The 21,671-nt window shown below is 65.4% G+C and carries 21 protein-coding genes; 5 read left to right on the forward strand and 16 right to left on the reverse strand.

What is annotated here, in order from left to right:
* Nucleotides 1-75: 75 nt before the first annotated feature.
* From CA2_RS06740 to CA2_RS06795, 12 genes are all read right to left on the reverse strand, one after another.
* On the reverse strand, nt 76-321 hold the full coding sequence (locus CA2_RS06740) for a BolA family protein (RefSeq protein WP_042414302.1): 246 nt from the start codon (nt 319-321) through the stop codon (nt 76-78).
* A gap of 78 nt (nt 322-399) precedes the next feature.
* Nucleotides 400-1,155, reverse strand: coding sequence for an ABC transporter permease (locus CA2_RS06745; RefSeq protein WP_042414306.1), 756 nt, complete (start codon nt 1,153-1,155; stop codon nt 400-402).
* Nucleotides 1,155-2,060: an ABC transporter ATP-binding protein gene (locus CA2_RS06750; protein ID WP_042414308.1), complete on the reverse strand. Its 906-nt coding sequence runs from the start codon at nt 2,058-2,060 to the stop codon at nt 1,155-1,157. The genes CA2_RS06745 and CA2_RS06750 overlap by 1 nt, the downstream gene beginning before the upstream one ends.
* 58 nt (nt 2,061-2,118) lie before the next feature.
* Nucleotides 2,119-2,421, reverse strand: coding sequence for an STAS domain-containing protein (locus tag CA2_RS06755; RefSeq protein ID WP_081888898.1), 303 nt, complete (start codon nt 2,419-2,421; stop codon nt 2,119-2,121).
* A gap of 7 nt (nt 2,422-2,428) precedes the next feature.
* Nucleotides 2,429-3,067 carry an MlaC/ttg2D family ABC transporter substrate-binding protein gene (locus CA2_RS06760; RefSeq protein ID WP_042414310.1) on the reverse strand — a complete coding sequence of 213 codons (639 nt, stop codon included), beginning with the start codon at nt 3,065-3,067 and terminating at the stop codon, nt 2,429-2,431.
* 46 nt (nt 3,068-3,113) lie between these two features.
* The gene (locus CA2_RS06765) at nt 3,114-3,863 is read right to left on the reverse strand and encodes an MlaA family lipoprotein (RefSeq protein WP_042414312.1); all 750 of its coding nucleotides are present in this window, start codon (nt 3,861-3,863) and stop codon (nt 3,114-3,116) included.
* Nucleotides 3,864-3,892: 29 nt separating this feature from the next.
* On the reverse strand, nt 3,893-4,375 hold the full coding sequence (gene mlaD / locus CA2_RS06770) for an outer membrane lipid asymmetry maintenance protein MlaD (RefSeq protein WP_042414356.1): 483 nt from the start codon (nt 4,373-4,375) through the stop codon (nt 3,893-3,895).
* Nucleotides 4,376-4,419: 44 nt separating this feature from the next.
* Nucleotides 4,420-5,196, reverse strand: a complete 777-nt coding sequence (gene mlaE, locus CA2_RS06775; RefSeq protein ID WP_042414313.1) for a lipid asymmetry maintenance ABC transporter permease subunit MlaE — start codon at nt 5,194-5,196, stop codon at nt 4,420-4,422.
* The gene (locus tag CA2_RS06780) at nt 5,193-5,999 is read right to left on the reverse strand and encodes an ABC transporter ATP-binding protein (protein WP_042414315.1); all 807 of its coding nucleotides are present in this window, start codon (nt 5,997-5,999) and stop codon (nt 5,193-5,195) included. Before CA2_RS06780 ends, mlaE begins: the two co-directional genes overlap by 4 nt.
* A 212-nt stretch (nt 6,000-6,211) precedes the next feature.
* A complete protein-coding gene (locus CA2_RS06785) occupies nt 6,212-6,964 on the reverse strand; it encodes an amino acid ABC transporter ATP-binding protein (RefSeq protein ID WP_042414359.1) in 753 nt (250 codons plus the stop codon).
* Nucleotides 6,965-6,968: 4 nt separating this feature from the next.
* Nucleotides 6,969-7,622 carry an amino acid ABC transporter permease gene (locus CA2_RS06790; protein ID WP_042414361.1) on the reverse strand — a complete coding sequence of 218 codons (654 nt, stop codon included), beginning with the start codon at nt 7,620-7,622 and terminating at the stop codon, nt 6,969-6,971.
* A gap of 142 nt (nt 7,623-7,764) precedes the next feature.
* Nucleotides 7,765-8,568: an amino acid ABC transporter substrate-binding protein gene (locus CA2_RS06795; RefSeq protein ID WP_042414364.1), complete on the reverse strand. Its 804-nt coding sequence runs from the start codon at nt 8,566-8,568 to the stop codon at nt 7,765-7,767.
* A gap of 185 nt (nt 8,569-8,753) precedes the next feature.
* Between CA2_RS06795 and CA2_RS06800 the strand changes: the two genes are divergently transcribed.
* Nucleotides 8,754-9,176 carry a DUF3293 domain-containing protein gene (locus CA2_RS06800; RefSeq protein WP_042414317.1) on the forward strand — a complete coding sequence of 141 codons (423 nt, stop codon included), beginning with the start codon at nt 8,754-8,756 and terminating at the stop codon, nt 9,174-9,176.
* A gap of 230 nt (nt 9,177-9,406) precedes the next feature.
* Here the strand turns inward: CA2_RS06800 and CA2_RS06805 are convergent, their stop codons facing one another.
* The 4 genes from CA2_RS06805 to CA2_RS06820 all read right to left on the reverse strand — a co-directional run bounded on the left by CA2_RS06805 (nt 9,407) and on the right by CA2_RS06820 (nt 17,509).
* The gene (locus tag CA2_RS06805) at nt 9,407-10,882 is read right to left on the reverse strand and encodes a glutamate synthase subunit beta (RefSeq protein WP_042414320.1); all 1,476 of its coding nucleotides are present in this window, start codon (nt 10,880-10,882) and stop codon (nt 9,407-9,409) included.
* 77 nt (nt 10,883-10,959) lie between these two features.
* Nucleotides 10,960-15,696: a glutamate synthase-related protein gene (locus CA2_RS06810; RefSeq protein WP_042414366.1), complete on the reverse strand. Its 4,737-nt coding sequence runs from the start codon at nt 15,694-15,696 to the stop codon at nt 10,960-10,962.
* Nucleotides 15,697-15,914: 218 nt separating this feature from the next.
* Nucleotides 15,915-16,616: a transposase gene (locus CA2_RS06815; RefSeq protein WP_042414322.1), complete on the reverse strand. Its 702-nt coding sequence runs from the start codon at nt 16,614-16,616 to the stop codon at nt 15,915-15,917.
* Nucleotides 16,617-16,660: 44 nt separating this feature from the next.
* Nucleotides 16,661-17,509 (reverse strand): IclR family transcriptional regulator domain-containing protein, encoded by an 849-nt coding sequence (locus CA2_RS06820; RefSeq protein WP_081888899.1) that lies wholly within the window; start codon nt 17,507-17,509, stop codon nt 16,661-16,663.
* Between the two features lie 89 nt (nt 17,510-17,598).
* Here CA2_RS06820 and CA2_RS06825 point away from each other — a divergent pair, with 89 nt between their 5' ends.
* From CA2_RS06825 to CA2_RS06840, 4 genes are all read left to right on the forward strand, one after another.
* Complete coding sequence (locus tag CA2_RS06825; RefSeq protein ID WP_042414324.1) at nt 17,599-18,300, forward strand: 3-oxoacid CoA-transferase subunit A; 702 nt, start codon at nt 17,599-17,601, stop codon at nt 18,298-18,300.
* A gap of 28 nt (nt 18,301-18,328) precedes the next feature.
* Nucleotides 18,329-18,976, forward strand: coding sequence for a 3-oxoacid CoA-transferase subunit B (locus CA2_RS06830; RefSeq protein WP_042414327.1), 648 nt, complete (start codon nt 18,329-18,331; stop codon nt 18,974-18,976).
* A 106-nt stretch (nt 18,977-19,082) separates the two neighbouring features.
* Nucleotides 19,083-20,294: a 3-oxoadipyl-CoA thiolase gene (gene pcaF / locus CA2_RS06835; RefSeq protein WP_042414330.1), complete on the forward strand. Its 1,212-nt coding sequence runs from the start codon at nt 19,083-19,085 to the stop codon at nt 20,292-20,294.
* A gap of 264 nt (nt 20,295-20,558) precedes the next feature.
* Nucleotides 20,559-21,554: a Bug family tripartite tricarboxylate transporter substrate binding protein gene (locus CA2_RS06840; RefSeq protein ID WP_042414332.1), complete on the forward strand. Its 996-nt coding sequence runs from the start codon at nt 20,559-20,561 to the stop codon at nt 21,552-21,554.
* The last annotated feature ends 117 nt before the right edge of the window (nt 21,555-21,671 follow it).

Consider the following 21,671-nt stretch of genomic DNA (forward strand, 5'->3'; position numbering starts at 1 on the left):
GCCTTGAATCAGAGTATGTAAAGAAATCAGGCTCCAGCCCTTGTGGGGCAAGCGCCAACAGCTATGAAATGATGATCACTCAGACGGGGCATTCGCCCATTCTGCCGGGGTGTGGGTCTTCATGGACAGCGCATGCACCTCGTCGGTCTTGATGCGGTCGCCCAGCGTGGCATACACCAGACGCTGGCGCGCCAGCAGGCGCTTGCCCTCGAACTCGGCGGACACGATGGTGGCATACCAGTGGCGGCCATCCCCTTCCACGGTCAGGTGCTCGCAGGCCAGGCCGGCGCGGATGATGGATTGAAGTTGGTCAGCGGTCATACATTTCTCTGGGCCGCAGCGCCTGCGCTGCCGCCAAATACGGTGGCGTGCAGCACCGGGCTGCACGCCGAAGTGGGTTCAATGGCGGATTTTGTAGCCAATGCGCAGCAGGTGCACGGCCAGGGCACTGACCACCAGCCAGGCCACGCCGACGATGGACAGGCTCACCCAGGGCGACACGTCGCTCTGGCCGAAGAAGCCATAGCGGAAACCATCGATCATGTAGAAAAACGGGTTCAGGTGGCTGACCTGCTGCCAGAACGGTGGCAGCGACTGGATGGAATAGAACACCCCGGACAGGAAGGTCATGGGCATGATCAGGAAGTTCTGGAACGCCGCCATCTGGTCGAACTTGTCGGCCCACAGCCCGGCGATCAGGCCCAGCGTGCCCAGCAGCGCCGCACCCAGGAAGGCGAACACAAAGATCCACAGCGGCGCCGCTGCCACCGGCGGGGTGAACCACAGGGTCACCACGTACACGCCCAGGCCCACGACCAGACCGCGCACGATGGAGGCGCCCACAAAGGCCATGAACCAGGCCCAGTGCGACAGCGGTGTCAGCAGGATGAACACCACGCTGCCCATGATCTTGCTCTGCACCAGGCTGGAGGAGCTGTTGGCAAAGGCGTTCTGCAGCACGCTCATCATCACCAGACCGGGCACCAGGAAGGCGGTGTAGCCCACGCCGTCGAAGACCTGGACATGGTCTTCCAGCACATGGCCGAAGATCAGCAGGTACAGCACGGCCGTGAGCACGGGGGCGGCCACGGTCTGGAAGCTCACCTTCCAGAACCGCAGGATTTCCTTGTAGAACAGCGAGGTCCAGCCCTGCATCACGCGGCTCCCTTCATGACCTGCAGGAACACGTCCTCTAGGTCGGCACGGCGGATTTCCATGTCTTCCATGACCACCTGCGCCTGGCGCAGCGTCGCCAGGAAGCGCTCGATGTCATGCGGCCCCTGGGCCGGCAGTTGCACCACGCGCCCGGTGACGCGGGCCACGGGGGCCAGCTCCGCCGGCAGGGCATCGTCGGTCTTGAACTGCAGCACGTTCGCCGAGGCGGTCTTGAGCAGGTTGGACGTGGCATCCAGCGCCACCACCTGACCTTGCTTGAGCATGGCGATGCGGTTGCACAGGGCCTCCGCCTCTTCTAGGTAGTGCGTGGTCAGCAGCACCGTGTGGCCCTGCTTGTTGAGCTGGGCGATGAAGTGCCACAACGTCTGGCGCAACTCCACGTCCACGCCGGCCGTGGGCTCGTCCAGCACGATGATCGGGGGTTTGTGCACCAGGGCTTGGGCCACCAGCACGCGGCGCTTCATGCCGCCGGACAGCTGGCGCATGTTGGCCGTGGCCTTGTCGGCCAGGCCCAGGTTCTCCAGCAGCTCATCGATCCAGGCGTCGTTGTGCTTGACGCCGAAGTAGCCCGACTGCAGGCGCAGCGTCTCGCGCACGTTGAAGAAGGGGTCAAACACCAGCTCCTGCGGCACCACGCCCAGCTGCTTGCGTGCGGCGGCGAAGTCGCCCTGCACGTCGTGCCCCATGACGGTGATGCGCCCGGCGCTGGGCTTGGTCAGCCCGGCCAGGATGCTGATGAGCGTGGTCTTGCCTGCGCCATTCGGGCCCAGCAAGCCAAAGAACTCGCCCTCGGCAATGTCCAGGCTGACATCACGCAGCGCATGGAAATCACCCCGGGAGGTGGCGTAGGTCTTGGAGATGGATTGGATGGAGATGGCTGGCATGAGAGCCTGACATTCTAAGGCCGCATGGCGATCCGACCGCTGCCGCCGGCAGAGGCCTTCAGGCGGCCGCGGCCTCTGCGCTGTCGGGGTCCAGCAGGGGCATGACGCCATAGACCTGCGCCAGCGCCCGCAGGCTGGAGGGCCAACCCTGGACCTGCAGGCGGCTGCCACGGGCCAGCGCCACACGGCGGCAGGCCAGCAGCAGGGCCAGACCCGCCGAGTCGAACGACTGCACCGCCGCCGCGTCCAGCACCACCGGCGTGCCCTGAGGCAGCGCCTGGATTTGCTGGCGCAGCTGCGCCTGGGCCTGCACGGCCACATCGGCATTCAGCACGGAAGGAAGGGCAATCGTAGAGGACATGGCGGATTTACTTGCTGGCCTGGGCGTCGGCGGCCATGGTGCGGCTGGACAGGGCCGTGATCAGGCCGTCAATGCCGCCCTTGTTGAGCTCCTGCGCGAACTGGGTGCGGTAGGTTTCCACCATCCACACGCCCAGCACGTTCAGGTTGTAGATCTTCCAGGCCTTGCCGTCGGTGTTCTCCAGGCGGAAGTCCAGTTGCACGGGCTCACCCTTGCCATGCACCTCGGTGCGCACCAGCACGTCCTTGTCGCCGGGCGCGGCGCGCAGGGGCTTGACCTCGACGCGCTGGTCGCTGACCTGCTTGAGGGCGCCAGCATAGGTGCGGATCAGCATCAGCTTGAACTCCTGCTGCAGGCGGTCACGCTGCGCGGGCGTGGCCTGGCGCCACTGCGGGCCCACGGCGGCCGAGGTCATGCGGCGGAAATTCACGTGCGGCATCACGGTGGTGTCCACCACCTGGGAAATGCGCGCGATGTTGCCCTTGCGCAGCTCTGGGTCGGCCTTGATGGTCTCCAGAAGGTCGGCCGACAGGCGCTTGACCAGCGCGTCCGGCGCTTCCGCTGGGGCTTGTGCCCAGCTGGGAGTGGCCATCCAGAGGGCGGTGGTGGCCGCCAGCAGGGCAGCCAAGGTACGGCGTTGCATCATCCAATCATCCTTTCGCACCAGGGCCCACGGCCCTGGTTTCTTGCACTCAGTCGTCGTAGCTCTCTACGCGACCAGCGTTGTCGTCATTGTGCTGGCGGCTGGCGGGATCCCGCTGTTTCAAATAAAAATCCCGCATCAGGGTGTAGCGATCCAGGGCCGCGGCATCCACGGTGTCGGTGGCATTCAGCAGGTTGGCGCGAGCGTCAACCAGGCGCAGGCCCAGCAGGCTGTTGCGGTGCGACACTGGGTGCATGCGGTCCACCGGGTGTCCCCACCAGTCGGCCGGCAGGGCCACGGTGTCGCGCACGGTCGAGGGGCCCAGGAAGGGCAGCACCAGGTAGGGACCGGGCTTGACGCCCCAGCTGGCCAGGGTCAGGCCGAAGTCCTGCTTGTCACGCTCGACCTGCATCTCGGTGGCGATGTCCAGCAGGCCGCCGATCCCCAGCACGGTGTTGGTGGTGAAACGCACCATGTGGTTGTAGGCCTTCTCGCCATTGCCTTGCAGCGCATGGTTGACCATGGACCACAGGTCGCCCAGGTTGCCGAAGAAGTTGGTCACGCCGGTGCGCACCGGCTGGGGCGTGACCGTCTCATAGGCGGTAGCGGCTGGCTTGAGCACGGCCTTGTCGACCGAGTCGTTGAACGAGGTCATGGCCCGGTTGTAGCCCTCATACGGGTCCTGGGGGTGCGTGGCCTGGGTGCTGGCACAGCCGGCCAGCAGCAGGCCCGTGGCCAGGGCCGCGCTCAGGCCGGTGCGGCGCCACAGCGCGGTGGATGGGTTGGAATTGCTTTTCATCGTGTCACCTTGTGCGGAAAACGTGGACATCAAGGAGCGGGCACCGCGGCAGAGCCGCCCTCTTCCGCCTTGCTGTACAGGAACTGGCCAATCAGGTTCTCCAGCACCACCGCCGACTGGGTCGCGGTGATGCGGTCGCCCTCGGCCAGGTTGGCCTCGTCGGCCCCGGCCTCGATCCCGATGTACTGGTCGCCCAGCAGGCCGCTGGTCAGGATCTTCAAGGAACTGTCCTTGGGGAAGGCATAGCGCTTTTCCAGGGCCATGTGCACCGTGGCCTGGAAGGTCTTGTCATCAAAGGAGATCGCCTCGACACGGCCCACGACCACCCCGGCGCTCTTGACCGCCGCCTTGGGCTTGAGCCCGCCGATGTTGTCGAAACGCGCCGTCACCTTGTAGGTGGGCTCGAAGCTGAGGCTCAGCAGGTTGGCCGACTGCAGCGCCAGGAAGACCAGGGCTGCCGCGCCCAGCAAGACAAAAAGGCCGACCCATACGTCGTTTTTAGAAGCCTGCATAAAAAATGTTTCCTTGTTGAAACCCATCGTTCGAGGCTGCTGCCTCAAATGCTAAACATGGATGCGGTGAGCAGGAAGTCCAATGCCAACACTGCCAGTGATGCGACCACCACCGTGCGGGTGGTGGCACGCGAGACCCCCTCGGGGGTGGGCTTGGCGGTGTAGCCCTGGTACAGCGCCACGAAGGTGACGGCCACACCGAACACGACGCTCTTGATCACGCCATTGCCCAGGTCGTACCACCAGTCCACGCCGGACTGCATCTGCCCCCAGAAGGCGCCACCGTCCAGGCCGATCAGCACCACGCCGACCACCCAGCCGCCGAGGATGCCCACGGCGCTGAACACGGCCGCCAGCAAAGGCATGGCGAGGAAACCGGCCCAGAAGCGCGGTGCCAGGATGCGGCGCACGGGGTCGACCGCCATCATCTCCATGGCCGAGAGCTGCTCGCCGGCCTTCATCAGGCCGATTTCCGCCGTCAGGGCCGTGCCCGCACGGCCGGCGAACAGCAGCGCCGTGACCACCGGCCCCAGCTCGCGCAGCAGGGACAGGGCTACCAGCAGGCCCAGCGCCTCGGCCGAGCCATAGCGCTGCAGCGTGTAATAGCCCTGCAGGCCCAGCACAAAGCCGACGAACAGGCCCGAGACGGCGATGATGGCCAGCGAATAATTGCCCAGGAAATGGATCTGGTCGCCGAGCAGGCGAAAGCGTGCCAGCGTGGCCGGCAGCATGCCCAGCAGGCGCAGGAACAGGCCAGCGGCCTGCCCCAGCGCCGCCAGTTGGCGGCGGGTCCACAGGCCCAGTGCGTGGATGGTGTTCATGCGCGGCCTCCAAAATCCTGCTCCAGGCTGGGCGCCGGATAGTGGAACGGCACCGGTCCCTGCGGCCGGGCATGGATGAATTGCTGCACCAGCGGGTCCGTGCTCTGGCGCACTTCGTCGGGCGTGCCCTGGGCGGCCACGCCGCCCGCGCCGAGGATCACCACATGGTCGGCGACGTGGAAGGTTTCCTCCAGGTCGTGCGACACCAGGATGCTGGTCAGCCCCAGGGTGTCATTGAGCGTGCGGATCAGGCGCGCGGCCGTGCCCAGCGAGATCGGGTCCAGGCCCGCGAACGGTTCGTCGTACATGACCAGGTCCGGGTCCAGGGCAATCGCGCGCGCCAGCGCCACGCGCCGTGCCATGCCGCCCGACACCTGGCTGGGCATCAGGTCGCGCGCGCCGCGCAGCCCGACGGCGTGCAGCTTCATCAGCACGATGTCGCGCACCATGTCCTCGGGCAGGTCGGTGTGCTCGCGCAGCGGGAAGGCGACGTTGTCGAGCACGCTCATGTCGGTGAACAGGGCGCCGAACTGGAACAGCATGCCCATGCGACGGCGCATGGCGTACAGCTGCTGGGCATTCATCTGCCCCACATCCTGGCCGCCCACCAGCACCTGGCCCTGCTGGGCGCGCTGCTGCCCGCCGATCAGGCGCAGCACCGTGGTCTTGCCACCGCCGGAGGCCCCCATCAAGGCCGTGATCTTGCCGCGCGGCACCTGCAACGACAGGTCGCGCAGGATGGTGCGATCACCATAGCCAAAGGTGACATTGCGCAACTCCACAAGGGGGGCGGGACTACTCATGCGATGGAAAACACGGAGGAATTGGAAGAAACGCTATTGTGCAGACAAGCGGCAAGCCCCGCCCGCTGCCACCTCGAACTAACATACACGAATGTATGTCAAGACCATGATGACGCCCCGCCATCCGCAAAATTCATAGCTAGACGCGCAAGCTAGACAAGCACCGCTGGCATTTTTGATCCCAACCTGCGGTCACCCGGACCGCAGCTTTTTTACAACATGTTCTGCAGAAATGCCTGGGTGCGCTCGTGCAGGGGGTTGGCGAAGAAGACCTCGGCGGGGGCCTGCTCCACGATGGCGCCGCCATCCATGAAGATCACGCGGTTGGCCACCTCGCGGGCAAAGCCCATTTCATGGGTCACCACCAGCATGGTCATGTGCTCGTTGGCCAGTTCGCGCATGGTGCGCAGCACCTCGCCGGTCAGTTCGGGGTCCAGGGCCGAGGTCGGCTCGTCGAACAGCATGATGTCCGGGTCCATGGCCAGGGCACGGGCAATCGCCACGCGCTGCTTCTGGCCGCCCGACAGGCGGTTGGGATAGGCATCGCGCTTTTCCAGCAGGCCGACCTTCTTCAGCAAAGCCTCGGCCTTGGGCACGATCTGCTCGCGCTTGAGCTTCTTGACCAGCATCGGCGCTTCGATGATGTTCTCCAGCACCGAGAGGTGGGGGAACAGGTTGAAGGACTGGAACACCATGCCCATCTTGCGGCCGATCTGGCGGATCTGCGCCTCGGGCGCGTAGTGGGCCTTGCCGGCGTCGTCGTTGCGCGCCAGGGTCTCGCCCTCGACCACGATAGTGCCGCGGTCGATGGTCTCCAGGTGGTTCAGGCAGCGCAGGAAGGTGCTCTTGCCCGAGCCCGAGGGGCCGATCACGGCCACCACCTCGCCGCGCAGCAGGTCCAGCGACACCCCGCGCAGCACCTCGACGCCGCCGAAGGCCTTGTGGATGCCCTGGGCGGAGATCATCACATCAGGCGTCGTACTTGGCATAGCGTTTCTCGAGGTACTGGAAGCCCCAGGTCAGGACCAGGGTCATCACAAGGTAGAAGGCAGCGGCCACGATGAACGGCGTGGTCGTGAAGTCGCGCTGGACAATGCCGCGCGCGGCGCGCAGCAGGTCGTTCAGGGCCAGCACGTAGATCAGCGAGGTGTCCTTGACCAGGGTGATGGTCTCGTTGGACAGCGGCGGCAGGATGCGCGGCCACACCTGGGGAATGACAATGCGGCGCATGGTCTGGGCATAGCTCAGGCCCAGCACCTTGGCGCCTTCGTACTGGCCACGGTCGATGGACTGGATGCCGGCACGGAAGATCTCGGCGAAGTAGGCCGCGTAATTCAGGGTGAAGGCGACGATGGCGGCGGGGTAGTCGTCGAACCGGATGCCGATCACAGGCACAAAGGGCAGCGCGAAGTAGATGAACAGCATCTGCAGCATCAGCGGCGTGCCGCGCATCAGCCAGATGTAGCCGCCCACCAGCGCCCGCAGCCCGGCAAAGCGGGACAGGCGCAGCAGCGCCAGCACCAGCCCCAGGGGGATGGAGAGCACCAGCGTGATCGCGAAAAGCTTGAGGGTCACCAGCGCGCCTTGCGACAGTGGCCCCAGAAGGGAAATGACGTAATCCATGGAAAAGGCCTTCAGTGCGACCGCTTGACGGGAGCCGCCGGCGCCCTCAGGCACCCCGCTGCACAGCTGCACAAGCCATGCCTACAAAAAACACCGGCGTGGCCAAGGCGGGCCACGCCGGTGTGTGCGTCAAGCTTGAAGCTTACTTGACAATGTTTTCACCGAACCACTTCTTGGAAATTTCGGCGGCGGCGCCATCGGCCTTCATGTCTTTCAGGGCCTGGTTGACCTTGCCCAGCAGCTCGGCGTCTTCCTTGCGGAAGCCCACGCCGTAGTCTTCGGTGCCGAAGTTGTCTTCCAGCACGGTGTAGGTGTCGGCCTTCTTGGCCACGTGGAAGCGACCCACCACCTCGTCCACCACCACGGCGTCCAGGCGACCGGCTTCCAGGTCCATCAGCGCAGTGATGTTGTCACCGAACTGCTTGAATTCCTTGAAGCTCTTGAAGACTTCTTCTTCCTTCTTCATCGCATCCACGGCGGACGACGATTCCTGCACGCCGATCACCTTGCCAGCCAGACCGGCCTTGTCCTTGATGTCGGAGCCGGCCTTGACGATGATGATCTGGCGGTTGGCCATGTAGGGGTCGGTGAAGGCGATGTGCTGCTTGCGCGACTCCAGGATGGTCAGGCCATTCCACAGCACGTCGATGCGCTTGCCGTTCAGCTCGGCTTCCTTGGCGCTCCAGTCGATGGGCTTGAATTCCACTTCCATGCCCAGACGCTTGGAGGCTTCCTTGGCCATGTCGATGTCAAAACCCACCAGCTCGTTCTTCTCGTCACGGAAACCCATGGGCGGGAAGTTGTCGTCCAGACCCACAACGATCTTGGTCACAGCCGCAGGTGCGGGCGCAGCAGGCGCCTGGGCGGTGGCGGCAGGTTCGGACTTGCCGCAGGCCGCCAGAACAGCTGTCAGGGCCAACGATGCGAGAAGGGTGCGTTTTTTCATGGCTTCAAAGTTGAGTTGGAACAACCGGTGGAAGGCCGCCGCCCACAGACCCGGGGAAACCCCATGTCCTGTATGCCTCGGTGGCCGAATCCGCTATTGTCGCGCAGACAAGCCTGGGTTGCTACCTGCCTGGGCATTAACTCGCATGCAAACCACATGCCTGCGTGCATTTCGACGGACTTGCCATGGCTGACACCGCCCTCCCCGAGCCTCTGCTGCAGGCCTACCACGCCACCCACTACGGGCTCAACGACTGCGACTGGCAGCTGCAACTGGAGCAGCCCCAACCCGCCCTGGCACCGCACTACCAGCGCCATGCCGTGCACTGCGCCGCCTACCTGACCGCCTGCAACCCGTTGGGCGAATTGCTGCCCGACCACCTGAACGCACGCCGCATGGCCCAGCTGCGCCAAGCGCTGCAGCGCGCCGGCTGGTCCTGGCTGGACGGCCATGGCAACGACCCGCAGGGCCACTGGCCCGGCGAGGACAGCGTGCTGGTCTGGGGCATGGGCGAGAGCACGGCCCGCGCCTGGGGCACGCAGTGGAATCAGAACGCCGTGGTCTGCTGCGGCACCGACATGGTGCCGCGCCTGGTGCTGCTGCGCTGATACCCGCTCTCTAATTCCTAGCCGCCCGCGCTAGCCTGCAAAGCGTTTCAACGCAAAAAACCTTTCAACCTCTTGCAAGGCCTGCGCGTTCAACTCTCTTTTTTGCAGCATGCAAAAAGGCGCCCGCAGGCGCCTGAATGTGCATCTCCGCAGAGCGCCCAGGGCGGGCGGTGCGGGGGCCCGCCAGGCAGCCCCGACACCGCGCCCATGCGGCGCCCCCGGCCCGACGGTCAGCGGGGCAGCGTGCTGGCCCCCATCAGGAACTCGTCCACCGCGCGGGCAGCCTGGCGGCCTTCGCGGATGGCCCAGACCACCAGGGACTGGCCTCGGCGGATGTCACCGGCCGCAAACAGCTTGGGCACGCTCGTGGCGTAGCCGCCCAGCAGATCGGTCGAAGCCTTGGCGTTGCCACGCGCATCCTTGTCCACGCCAAAGGCATCCAGCACGGTCTGCACGGGCGAGACAAAGCCCATGGCCAGGAACACCAGGTCGGCCTTGAGGATCTGCTCGGAGCCGGGCACTTCCGTCATCTTGCCGTCCTTCCATTCCAGGCGCACAGTCTTCACGGCGGTCAACTGGCCCTTTTCGCCGATGAACTCCTTGGTGCCAATGGCGAACTCGCGCTCGCAACCTTCCTGGTGGCTGGAGCTGGTGCGCAGCTTCAGCGGCCAGTAGGGCCAGACCAGGGGCTTGTTCTCCTGCTCGGGCGGCATGGGCATCAGCTCCAGCTGGGTCACGCTGAGCGCGCCATGGCGGTTGGAGGTGCCCACGCAGTCAGAGCCGGTGTCGCCACCGCCGATGACCACCACGTGCTTGCCGTCGGCGCGGATCTGGTTCTTCAGCTTGCCGTCGCGCGTCACCTTGTTTTGCTGGGGCAGGAATTCCATGGCGAAGTGCACGCCCTTGAGTTCCCGTCCGGGCACGGGCAGGTCGCGCGACTGCTCGGCACCGCCGGTCAGCAGCACGGCGTCGAACTCGGCCATCAGCGCCTCGGGAGCGATGGTTTCCTTGGACCAGTTGGTGACCTTGCTGCCTTCGCCCAGGCCGTCCTTGCCCGCCACCAGCACGCTGGTGCGGATCTTCAGGCCCTCGGCCACCAGCTGCTCGACGCGGCGGTCGATATTGGCCTTGTCCAGCTTGAAGTCGGGGATGCCGTAGCGCAGCAGACCGCCGACCTGGTCGTTCTTCTCGAACAGGGTCACGTCGTGACCGGCGCGCACCAGTTGCTGCGCCGCCGCCAGGCCCGCAGGGCCGGCGCCGACCACGGCCACCTTCTTGCCGCTCTGGGCTTTGGGCAGCTGGGGCTTGACCCAGCCTTCTTCCCAGGCGCGGTCGATGATGGCGTGCTCGATGGACTTGATGCCGATGGGCGCGTTGTTGATGTTCACCACGCAGGCGGCCTCGCAGGGCGCGGGGCAGATGCGGCCGGTGAACTCGGGGAAGTTGTTGGTGCTGTGCAGCACCTTGATCGCGTTCTCCCAGTCACCGCGGTACACCAGGTCGTTGAAGTCCGGGATGATGTTGTTGATCGGGCAGCCGTTGTTGCAGAACGGCGTGCCGCAGTCCATGCAGCGCGCGCCCTGGATCTTGGCCTGTTCAGGGGTCAAGGCGATGACGAACTCTTTGTAGTTCTTCACGCGCTCGGCCACGGGCAGGTAGCCTTCTTCGATGCGTTCGTATTCCAGAAAACCGGTGGTCTTTCCCATGATGTCTATTCCTTCAATCTGTGTTCGCTGAGCAGTGCCGGTGGCGGGCGGGGCCGCGCCACCGTTTCAGGCTGTGATTACTTCGCGGCTACTGCTTCTTTTTGAGGAGCTGCTGGCGCTTGCGCTGCTTGCTTTTCCTTTTGTTTGCGTTCATAGATCTCGCCGAGTGCACGCTGGTACTCGGTCGGGAACACCTTCACGAACTTGGCACGCGCGGCGCCCCAGTTGTCCAGCAGGTCACGGGCACGCTGCGAACCGGTCCAGCGGCTGTGCGCCTCCACCAGGGCACGCAGCTGCTGGTCGTCGCTCTGGTCGTGGTGCCAGATGCCGCGCGGCACGGTGGACAGGAACTCCTCGTGGGGCAGCACCTTCTCCAGCTTCACGCTGGCGGTGTTGCAACGCTCGGCAAACTTGCCGTCTTCGTCGTACACATAGGCCACGCCGCCGCTCATGCCCGCCGCAAAGTTGCGGCCGGTCTTGCCCAGCACCACCACGGTGCCGCCGGTCATGTATTCGCAGCCGTGGTCGCCCACGCCCTCGACCACCGCCGTGGCGCCCGACAGGCGCACGGCAAAGCGTTCGCCGGCCACGCCGCTGAAGAACGCCTCACCCCGGGTGGCACCGAACATCACGGTGTTGCCGACGATGGTGTTGGCCGTGGACACGCCGCGGAACTCATGGCTGGGGCGCACGATGACGCGCCCGCCCGACAGGCCCTTGCCGGTGTAGTCGTTGGCTTCGCCGGTGATGTTCAGCGTGATGCCCTTGCACAGGAAGGCGCCGAACGACTGGCCGCCCGTGCCTTCGAAGTGGATGCGGATGGTGTCATCCGGCAGGCCCTCGGGGTGCACCTTGGTGACCGCACCCGACAGCATGGCGCCGACGGAGCGGTTCACGTTCTTGGCCACTTCCATGATGCGCACCTTCTCGCCATGCTGGATGGCGGGCTGGCAGCGCTCGATCAGCTTCACGTCGAGCGCCTTGTCCAGCAGGTGGTCCTGCTTGTCCACGTGGTAGCGGGCCACATCGGCCGGCACGACCGGCTGGGCGAACAGGCGGCTGAAGTCCAGGCCCTGGGCCTTCCAGTGCTCCACGCCCTTGCGGGTGTCCAGCAGGTCGGTGCGGCCGATCAGCTCGTCGAACTTGCGGATGCCCAGCTGGGCCATGATCTGGCGCACTTCCTCGGCGATGAAGAAGAAGTAGTTCACGACATGCTCGGGCTTGCCGGTGAACTTCTTGCGCAGCACGGGGTCCTGCGTGGCCACGCCCACGGGGCAGGTGTTCAGGTGGCACTTGCGCATCATGATGCAGCCCTCGACCACCAGCGGTGCGGTGGCGAAGCCGAATTCGTCCGCGCCCAGCAGCGCGCCGATGACCACGTCGCGGCCGGTCTTCATCTGGCCGTCGGCCTGCACGCGGATACGGCCACGCAGGCGGTTCAGCACCAGGGTCTGCTGGGTTTCGGCCAGGCCGATTTCCCAGGGACCGCCGGCATGCTTGATGGACGACAGGGGCGAAGCACCGGTGCCGCCGTCATGGCCGGCGATCACCACGTGGTCGCTCTTGCACTTGGCCACGCCGGCCGCAATCGTGCCCACGCCGACTTCGGACACCAGCTTCACCGAGATGTCGGCGTGCGGGGCCACGTTCTTCAGATCGTGGATCAACTGGGCCAGGTCCTCGATCGAGTAGATGTCGTGGTGGGGCGGGGGCGAAATCAGGCCCACGCCGGGCACCGAGTAGCGCTGCATGCCGATGTAGTCGGTCACCTTGCCGCCGGGCAGCTGGCCGCCTTCACCGGGCTTGGCGCCCTGGGCCATCTTGATCTGGATCTGGTCGGAGGACACCAGGTACTCGGCGGTCACCCCGAAGCGGCCGGACGCCACCTGCTTGATGCGCGAGCGCAGGCTGTCACCGCCCTGCAGCACGATGTCGGACTCCACCTGCTCCTTGCCGATGATGGAGGCCAGGGACTCGCCCTGCTGGATCGGGATGCCCTTGAGCTCGTTGCGGTAGCGCTTGGGGTCTTCGCCGCCTTCACCGGTGTTGCTCTTGCCGCCGATGCGGTTCATGGCCACGGCCAGCGTGGCGTGGGCTTCGGTGGAGATCGAACCCAGCGACATGGCGCCGGTGGCAAAACGCTTGACGATCTCAGCCGCGGGTTCCACCTCATCCACCGAGATGGCGGTGGCAGGATCACTCTTGAACTCGAACAGGCCACGCAGCGTCATGTGCTGCTTGCTCTGGTCGTTGATCAGCTGCGCGTATTCCTTGTAGGTGCTGAAGTTGTTCGAACGGGTCGAGTGCTGCAGCTTGGCGATCGCGTCGGGCGTCCACATGTGGGCTTCGCCACGGGCACGCCAGGCGTATTCGCCGCCGGCGTCCAGCATGGTTTCCAGCACCGGGTCGTCGCTGAAGGCGTTGACGTGGTTGCGGATGGTTTCCTCGGCGATCTCGAACACGCCGATGCCTTCCACGCGGCTGGCGGTGCCGGTGAAGTACTTGTCCACGGTGGCGCTGTTCAGGCCCACGGCCTCAAACAGCTGCGCGCCGCAGTAGGACATGTAGGTGGACACACCCATCTTGGACATGATCTTGGACAGGCCCTTGCCAATCGCCTTGACGTAGTGGTAGATGGCCTTCTTGGCATCCACACCGCCCACGGGCTGCTGGTACATGTCGGCCAGGGTTTCCATGGCCAGGTAGGGGTGCACGGCTTCAGCACCGTAGCCCGCCAGCACGGCGAAGTGGTGGATTTCACGGGCCGTGCCGGTCTCCACCACCAGGCCGGTGGTGGTGCGCAGGCCTTCGCGCACCAGGTGCTGGTGGATGGCCGACAGGGCCAGCAGCGCGGGGATGGCCACTTGCGTGGCGCTGACATTGCGGTCGCTGACGATCAGGATGTTGGCTCCGCCCTTGATCTCGTCCACGGCCTGCGCGCACAGCGAGGCCAGCTTGGCTTCCACGCCTTCACGACCCCAGCTCAGCGGGTAGGTGATGTCGATGGTCGCGCTCTTGAACTTGCCGTGGGTGTGCTGCTCGATCTCGCGCAGCTTGGCCATGCCCTCGAAGTCGAGGATGGGCTGCTGCAGCTCGAGGCGCATCGGTGGGTTGACCTGGTTGATGTCCAGCAGGTTGGGCTTGGGGCCCACGAAAGACACCAGCGACATCACGATGGCTTCGCGGATGGGGTCGATCGGCGGGTTGGTCACCTGCGCGAACATCTGGCGGAAGTAGTTGTACAGCGGCTTGTTCTTGTCGGACAGCACGGCCAGCGGGCTGTCGTTGCCCATGGAGCCCACGCCTTCCTCGCCGTTCTTGGCCATGGGTTCCAGGATGAACTTGATGTCTTCCTGGGTGAAGCCGAAGGCCTGCTGGCGCTCCAGCAGGGGCAGCTCGGCCGCCTTCGCGGGGGCCAAGAAGTCAGCGGGCACTTCCACCTGGTCCAGCTTGATGCGCAGGTTTTCGATCCACTGCTTGTAGGGCTTGGTGTTGACGATGTTGGCCTTGAGCTCATCGTCCTCGATCATGCGGCCCTGCTCCAGGTCGATCAGCAGCATCTTGCCGGGCTGCAGGCGCCACTTGCGCACGATCTTGCTGTCCGGCACGGGCAGCACGCCGGCTTCGGAGGCCAGGATCACCAGGTCGTCTTCGGTCACGACATAGCGCGAGGGGCGCAGGCCGTTGCGGTCCAGCGTGGCGCCGATCTGGCGGCCATCGGTGAACACGATGGAGGCGGGACCGTCCCAGGGCTCCATCATCGCGGCGTGGTACTCATAGAAGGCGCGGCGGCGCTCGTCCATGGCCTCGTGCTGCTCCCAAGGCTCGGGGATCATCATCATCACGGCCTGGCTGATGGGGTAGCCCGCCATGGTCAGCAGTTCCAGGCAGTTGTCGAAGGTGGCGGTGTCGGACTGGCCGGCAAAGCTGATGGGGTAGAGCTTCTTCAGGTCATCGGCCAGCACCGGCGAGGCCATCACGCCTTCGCGCGCCACCATCCAGTTGTAGTTGCCGCGCACGGTGTTGATTTCACCGTTGTGGGCCACATAGCGGTAGGGGTGGGCCAGGGGCCACTCGGGGAAGGTGTTGGTGGAGAAGCGCTGGTGCACCAGGCCGATGGCCGAGACGCAGCGCTGGTCGGCCAGATCCTTGTAGTACACGCCCACCTGGTCGGCCAGCAGCAGGCCCTTGTAGACCACGGTACGGCTGCTCATGCTGGGCACGTAGTATTCCTTGCTGTGCTTCAGGCCCAGGTTCTGGATGGCCGCGCTGGCGGTCTTGCGGATCACGTACAGCTTGCGCTCCAGCGCGTCCTGCACGATCACGTCGTTGCCACGGCCGATGAACACCTGGCGCAGGATGGGTTCCTTTTCGCGCACGGTGGGCGACATGGGCATGTCGCGGTTCACGGGCACATCGCGCCAGCCCAGCAGCACCTGGCCTTCGGCCTTGATGGCGCGCTCCATCTCCTGCTGGCAGGCCAGGCGGGAGGCGTGTTCCTTGGGCAGGAACACCATGCCCACGCCATATTCGCCGGCGGGGGGCAGCTCCACGCCCTGCTTGGCCATCTCTTCGCGGTAGAGCTGGTCGGGAATCTGGATCAGGATGCCTGCGCCATCGCCCATCAGCGGGTCGGCGCCCACAGCGCCACGGTGGTCGATGTTCTCGAGGATCTTCAGCGCGCCCAGCACGATGTCGTGGCGTTTCTCGCCCTTGATGTGGGCGACAAAGCCCAGACCGCAGGCATCGTGTTCATTGCTCTTGGCGTACAAGCCGTGTTCTTGGAGATGTGCAATTTCTGCAGCCGTAGTCATGGCGCTCATCCTCTAATTTCTATCGCAGGGACCGCGAGATTACGTCACCGCATTAACCCATGCAAGAAAATTTAATTAGGGTCAGATACCAATTAATACGCACCAAAAACAAGCAAAACATAAATTAGGGACATATTTAAAACAACAACAAAAACAACAGCATTCAAAAACACGCCGAAACGACGCACGCAAATGGTGCAATAAACCCAGAGCCGCCCTCAACCTATCGGTGCATCGCCGCGCACCGGACGGCCGGCTTTCTGGCGGGTCAGGCGGCGCTCGGTCTGCTGCTGCAGGCCCTGAACGAAGCTGTCCCCGCCCAGCACCCAGCCCTTGAGCGCGGCTTGCAGCACCACCTCCTGCACCTCTTCGCTGGCCCCGCGGTCCAGCAGTTGGGCATAGGCGGCCTCACGCGCAAACGGGGTATCGCCCAGACTCCAGTACGCCCGGTGCAGGCGCAGCATGCCGTCAACCTGCGCCCCGGCGTTGTGGCGCGCACTGCTGAAGGCATAGTCCACCGCGCGCGCAGCCAACCCCTGGGTGACAGCCTGGCTTTCCAGCACCACCATGGCCGGCAGCAGCCAGGCCTGCGGCTCCAGCACCGTGCCGCGGTAGCGCCCCTCCCACAGCGTGCCGCTGCGGCCATGGCGGTTGTTGAAGCCGCGCACATAGCTGCGCCCCACGGCCTGCATGAACTGCGGCAGGCTGTCGGCGGTCTCCGGCGTGGCCAGCAGGTGCAACTGGTTGGGCAGCAGGATGTAGGCATGCAGCTCCACGGCAAAGCGCCGCCCCATCTCGCGCAGCAGGTCCTTCATGCAGGCGTAGTCCTGGGCATCGGCAAAGATGGGCTGCAGGTTGTTGCCACGCTGCAGCACATAGTGCGGCAGGCCGGGCAAGGTCAGGCGGGGGAGTCGTGCCATGGGTGCCAGTCAGAAGTTGCGCCGCATTATCCCGCGCGGCGCACTCAACGCCGTGCCGTGCGCATCAGCAGCGAAATGGTCTGGGCCGCGCGCAGCAGGTGCGGCACGATGCGCGCCTGCATCTCCTGGGCATTGGTGCGGTTGGCCTGGCCCGAGACATTGATCGCCCCAACGCACTGGCCCTGGGCGTTGTGCAGTGGCGCGGCAACGGAGATCAGGCCCTCCTCCAGTTCCTGGTTGATCAACGCCCAGCCCTGCTGGCGCACCACCTCAATGGCCGCCAGCAGGTCGGCGTCCTCGGTCAGGGTGTATCGCGTGAACGGCTCGCGCGGGCAGCTGGCCAGCAGGGCCAGCAGTTGCGGCTGCGGCAGGCCGGCGAGCAGCACGCGCCCCATGGACGTCCAGAACGCGGGCAGGCGCGAACCCACGCCCAGGTTGGTGCTCATGATCTTGTGGGCGTGCACGCGCACCACATAGACCACCTCCAACCCGTCCAGCACACCGGCCGAACAGGACTCCTGCACCGTCTCCGACAGGGTTTCCATGGCCGGCATGGCCAGGTTCCACAGCGGCTGCGAACTCAGGTAGGCAAAGCCCAGGTCCAGGATGCGCGGCGTCAGCTCAAAGTGCTTGCCGTCGGCGCACGCCACATAGCCCAGCGTCTGCAGGGTCAGCAGGATGCGGCGCGCCCCGGCGCGGGTCAGCCCGGTCTGGGCGGCCACCTCGCTCAAGGTCTGCACCGGGCGGTCCGCGCTGAAGGAGCGGATCACCTCCAGCCCGCGGGCGAACGACTGCACATAGGTGTCGCCCGGCTTCTTTTCCGCCTCTTCGTACGCATCCAGGGTTTTCCCTGATGTGGTTTCTACAGCCGACTTGGTGACAATCCCATTCATATAATTCTTTCAGCGAACAAATGTTCTTATTGCGAACATTTTAGCAAAGCCCTCACTTTGCAACCGGTCCCGTAGGGAGACAGAGACACATGATCCACAAAATCACCGACACGATCGCCGAGGCACTGTCGGGCATCCAAGACGGCGCCACCGTACTCATCGGTGGCTTTGGCACTTCCGGCAACCCCGTGGAGCTGATCGATGGCCTGATTGCCCAGGGTGCCCGCGACCTGACGATTGTGAACAACAACGCGGGCAATGGCGACACCGGTCTGGCCGCTTTGCTCAAGAGTGGCCAGGTGCGCAAGATCATCTGCAGTTTCCCCCGCCAGGTCGACAGCTGGGTGTTCGACGAGCTGTACCGCAGCGGCAAGATCGAGCTGGAACTGGTCCCCCAGGGCAACTTGGCCGAGCGCATGCGTGCTGCCGGTGCCGGCATCGGCGCGTTCTTCTGCCCCACGGCCTATGGCACCGAGCTGGCCGCCGGCAAGGAAACCCGCGAGATCAACGGCAAGCACTATGTGCTGGAGTACCCGATCTACGGCGATGTGGCCCTGATCAAGGCCGAACAAGGCGACCGCTGGGGCAACCTGACCTACCGCAAATCGGCGCGCAACTTCGGCCCCGTGATGGCCACTGCGGCCAAGTTCACCGTGGCCACCGTGCACGAGGTGGTGGAACTGGGCGCGCTGGACCCCGAGGCCATCGTCACCCCCGGCATCTACGTGAGCAAGGTGGTGCCGATCGAACGTGTTGCCACGCAAGCTGGCGGCTTTAAGAAATCTGCCTAAAAACAGTTAAAGCGCAGGAGTATCAAGCGTGAGCAGCTATCAAAAACGTACCAAAGACGAACTGGCCCAACGCATCGCCCAGGACATTCCCGACGGCGCCTATGTGAACCTCGGCATCGGCATGCCCACCAAGGTGGCCAACCACATCCCCGCCGACCGCGAGATCGTGCTGCAGTCGGAAAACGGCATCCTCGGCATGGGCCCCGCCCCCGAGGCCGGACAGGAAGACTACGACCTGACCAACGCCGGCAAGCAGCCCGTGACCTTGCTGCCCGGTGGCAGCTATTTCCACCATGCCGACAGCTTCGCCATGATGCGCGGCGGTCACCTGGACATCTGTGTGCTGGGCGCCTTCCAAGTGTCGGCCACGGGCGATCTGGCCAACTGGAGCACGGGGGAGCCCGGCGCCATCCCCGCCGTGGGCGGCGCGATGGACCTGGCTGTGGGTGCCAAGAGCACCTGGGTGATGATGGACCTGATGACCAAGACCGGCGAATGCAAGGTCGTCCAGGCCTGCAGCTACCCGCTGACCGGCCTGGCCTGCGTCAAGCGCATCTACACCGAGCTGTGCACGCTGGAATGCACGCCCCAGGGCCTGCGCCTGATCGACCTGGTGGACGGCCTGAGCCACGCCGAACTCGAAGCCATGGTCGGCCTGCCGATTGCCACTGCCTGATTGCAATTGATACCCAAACAGCCTCCAGCGCCCATCTTGCTTGCGCTGGCAGCTCTTCTTTTAAAAAACTTGGCGCTGGCCGCCAAGCGTGACTCGGAGACACCCCATGAGCACTGCACCCGAAGCCTTCATCTGCGACGCCATCCGCACCCCCTTCGGCCGTTACGGCGGCGCGCTGTCCAGCGTGCGCGCCGACGATCTGGGCGCACTGCCCATCAAGGCCCTGATGGAGCGCAACCCGGGCGTGGACTGGGCCGCCGTGGACGATGTGCTGTACGGCAACGCCAACCAGGCCGGTGAAGACAACCGCAACGTGGCCCGCATGTCAAGCCTGCTGGCCGGCCTGCCCATCGATGTCCCCGGTGCCACCATCAACCGCCTGTGTGGCTCCGGCCTGGACGCCGTGGGCTCCGCCGCGCGCGCCATCAAGTCCGGCGAAGCCCGCCTGATGATTGCCGGTGGTGTGGAATCCATGAGCCGCGCGCCCTTCGTCATGCCCAAGGCCGAAAGCGCCTTCAGCCGCAACAACGCCGTGTACGACACCACCATCGGCTGGCGCTTCGTCAACAAGCTGATGAAGCAGCAGTACGGTGTGGACTCCATGCCCGAGACCGCCGAGAACGTGGCCGACGACTTCAAGATCGAGCGTGAAGCCCAGGATCGCATGGCCCTGGCTTCCCAGCAAAAGGCGGCCGCAGCCATCGCTGCCGGCTACCTGGCCCAGGAAATCGTTCACGTCACCATCCCCCAGAAGAAGGGCGATGCCATCGTGGTCAGCCAGGACGAGCACCCCCGCGCCACCACGCTGGAAGCGCTGGCCAAGCTCAAAGGCGTGGTGCGCCCTGACGGCACCGTGACCGCCGGTAACGCCAGCGGCGTGAACGACGGCGCCTGCGCCCTGCTGCTGGCCAATGCCGAAGCCGCCCAGCAATACCACCTGGTGCCCCGCGCCCGTGTCGTGGGCATGGCCACTGCCGGTGTGGCCCCCCGCATCATGGGCTTTGGCCCTGCCCCCGCCGTGCGCAAGGTCCTGGCCCAGACCGGTCTGAGCCTGGCCGACATGGACGTGATCGAACTGAACGAAGCCTTTGCCGCCCAAGGCCTGGCCGTGCTGCGTGATCTGGGAATTGCCGACAACGACCCGCGCGTCAACCAGTGGGGCGGCGCCATCGCCCTGGGCCACCCCCTGGGTGCCTCCGGTGCACGCCTGGCCACCACCGCCGTCAACCAGCTGCACACCCTGGGCGGCCGTTACGCGCTGTGCACCATGTGCATCGGCGTGGGCCAGGGCATTGCCGTGATCCTCGAAAAGGTCTGACCCCCGCTTGCACACCGCCAGGGCCGGGCACCGCAGTGCCTGGCCTGGGCACCGGGTGACCCCACCCACCCAGCCCGCGCCGAGGGAGCTGGGCCGCCACAGGGACTGCCGCTGGCCTGCCAGCGCGCAACCCCGCCCCTTCCCGGATGGCCGTGCCACGCATGCGCGGCCACCAATCCCCCCTGGACTGACTGCACCGCACCCGCTGCGCGGGCGCACGGGGGGACTTGTTCTGACCAGCATCTGTTCACACAGGAGACGTTGATGTTTGCATCCCGCACTTTCACCCGCCGCACCGGCCTGAAAACCCTGGCCGCCGCCACCCTGGCCGTGGCCGGCATGGGCTCGGCCCTGGCCGCTGACGCCTACCCCGACAAGCCCCTGACCATGATCGTGCCCTTCTCCGCAGGCGGCACCACCGACATCCTGGCGCGCATCGTGGGCCAGGCACTGGGACAGGAACTGGGCCAGACCATCATCATCGAGAACAAGCCCGGCGCCGGCGGCAACATTGGTGCGCAGCAGGCGTCGCGCGCCAAGGCCGACGGCTACACCCTGTTCATGGGCACCGTGGGCACGCACGCCATCAACCAGGCGCTGTACAAGAAGCTGCCTTACGACCCGGTCAAGGACTTCGCGCCGCTGAGCCGCGTGGCCAACGTGCCCAACCTGCTGGTGGCCCACCCCAGCCGCCCCTACAAGACGGTGCAGGAAATGATTGCCTACGCCAAGAAGCATCCCGGTGAAGTGACCTACGGCTCGCCCGGCTCCGGCGCTTCGCCCCACGTGTCCGGCGCGCTGTTCCAGAGCATGACCGGTGCCGAAATGACCCACGTGCCTTACAAGGGCAGCGCCCCCGCCATCTCCGACCTGCTGGGCAACCAGATTGCCGTCATGTTCGACAACATGCCCTCGGCCATCCAGCACGTGCGCTCGGGCAAGCTGCGCCCCATCGCCGTGACCACGGCCAAGCGCTCGCCCGAACTGCCGGACGTGCCCACCATCGCCGAAGCCGGCGTGCCGGGCTACGAAGCCACGTCCTGGTTCGGCCTGTGGGCCGTGGCCGGCACGCCCGCGCCCATCCTGACCAAGCTGCAGACCGCGCTGACCAAGGTGCTGAAGGACCCGGCCGTGGCCAAGAAGATCGCCGACCAGGGTGGTGAAGTGGTCATCGAGACCCCCGCCCAGTTCGACGCCTTCATCAAGTCCGAAGCCGCCAAGTGGGGCAAGGTTGTGAAAGAGTCTGGCGCCGAGGTGTAAGCGCCCGACCGGCTGTCCCGACCGGCTGGACCGGGCAGCTGTGTTCTCCTCCTTTGGCAACGCCGAACGTGTCACACGTTCGGCGTTTTTTTGTGCGCCACCGCCATGGGCGCCCAA

The sequence above is a fragment of the Comamonas aquatica NBRC 14918 genome, assembly GCF_000739875.1.
GTDB lineage: Bacteria > Pseudomonadota > Gammaproteobacteria > Burkholderiales > Burkholderiaceae_C > Comamonas > Comamonas aquatica.

Coding starts and splice junctions, on each gene's coding strand:
- CA2_RS06740 (WP_042414302.1), bottom strand. CDS start 321: ATGACCGCTGACCAACTTCAATCCATCATCCGCGCCGGCCTGGCCTGC.
- CA2_RS06745 (WP_042414306.1), bottom strand. CDS start 1,155: ATGCAGGGCTGGACCTCGCTGTTCTACAAGGAAATCCTGCGGTTCTGG.
- CA2_RS06750 (WP_042414308.1), bottom strand. CDS start 2,060: ATGCCAGCCATCTCCATCCAATCCATCTCCAAGACCTACGCCACCTCC.
- CA2_RS06755 (WP_081888898.1), bottom strand. CDS start 2,421: ATGTCCTCTACGATTGCCCTTCCTTCCGTGCTGAATGCCGATGTGGCC.
- CA2_RS06760 (WP_042414310.1), bottom strand. CDS start 3,067: ATGATGCAACGCCGTACCTTGGCTGCCCTGCTGGCGGCCACCACCGCC.
- CA2_RS06765 (WP_042414312.1), bottom strand. CDS start 3,863: ATGAAAAGCAATTCCAACCCATCCACCGCGCTGTGGCGCCGCACCGGC.
- mlaD (WP_042414356.1), bottom strand. CDS start 4,375: ATGCAGGCTTCTAAAAACGACGTATGGGTCGGCCTTTTTGTCTTGCTG.
- mlaE (WP_042414313.1), bottom strand. CDS start 5,196: ATGAACACCATCCACGCACTGGGCCTGTGGACCCGCCGCCAACTGGCG.
- CA2_RS06780 (WP_042414315.1), bottom strand. CDS start 5,999: ATGAGTAGTCCCGCCCCCCTTGTGGAGTTGCGCAATGTCACCTTTGGC.
- CA2_RS06785 (WP_042414359.1), bottom strand. CDS start 6,964: ATGATCTCCGCCCAGGGCATCCACAAGGCCTTCGGCGGCGTCGAGGTG.
- CA2_RS06790 (WP_042414361.1), bottom strand. CDS start 7,622: ATGGATTACGTCATTTCCCTTCTGGGGCCACTGTCGCAAGGCGCGCTG.
- CA2_RS06795 (WP_042414364.1), bottom strand. CDS start 8,568: ATGAAAAAACGCACCCTTCTCGCATCGTTGGCCCTGACAGCTGTTCTG.
- CA2_RS06800 (WP_042414317.1), top strand. CDS start 8,754: ATGGCTGACACCGCCCTCCCCGAGCCTCTGCTGCAGGCCTACCACGCC.
- CA2_RS06805 (WP_042414320.1), bottom strand. CDS start 10,882: ATGGGAAAGACCACCGGTTTTCTGGAATACGAACGCATCGAAGAAGGC.
- CA2_RS06810 (WP_042414366.1), bottom strand. CDS start 15,696: ATGACTACGGCTGCAGAAATTGCACATCTCCAAGAACACGGCTTGTAC.
- CA2_RS06815 (WP_042414322.1), bottom strand. CDS start 16,616: ATGGCACGACTCCCCCGCCTGACCTTGCCCGGCCTGCCGCACTATGTG.
- CA2_RS06820 (WP_081888899.1), bottom strand. CDS start 17,509: ATGAATGGGATTGTCACCAAGTCGGCTGTAGAAACCACATCAGGGAAA.
- CA2_RS06825 (WP_042414324.1), top strand. CDS start 17,599: ATGATCCACAAAATCACCGACACGATCGCCGAGGCACTGTCGGGCATC.
- pcaF (WP_042414330.1), top strand. CDS start 19,083: ATGAGCACTGCACCCGAAGCCTTCATCTGCGACGCCATCCGCACCCCC.
- CA2_RS06840 (WP_042414332.1), top strand. CDS start 20,559: ATGTTTGCATCCCGCACTTTCACCCGCCGCACCGGCCTGAAAACCCTG.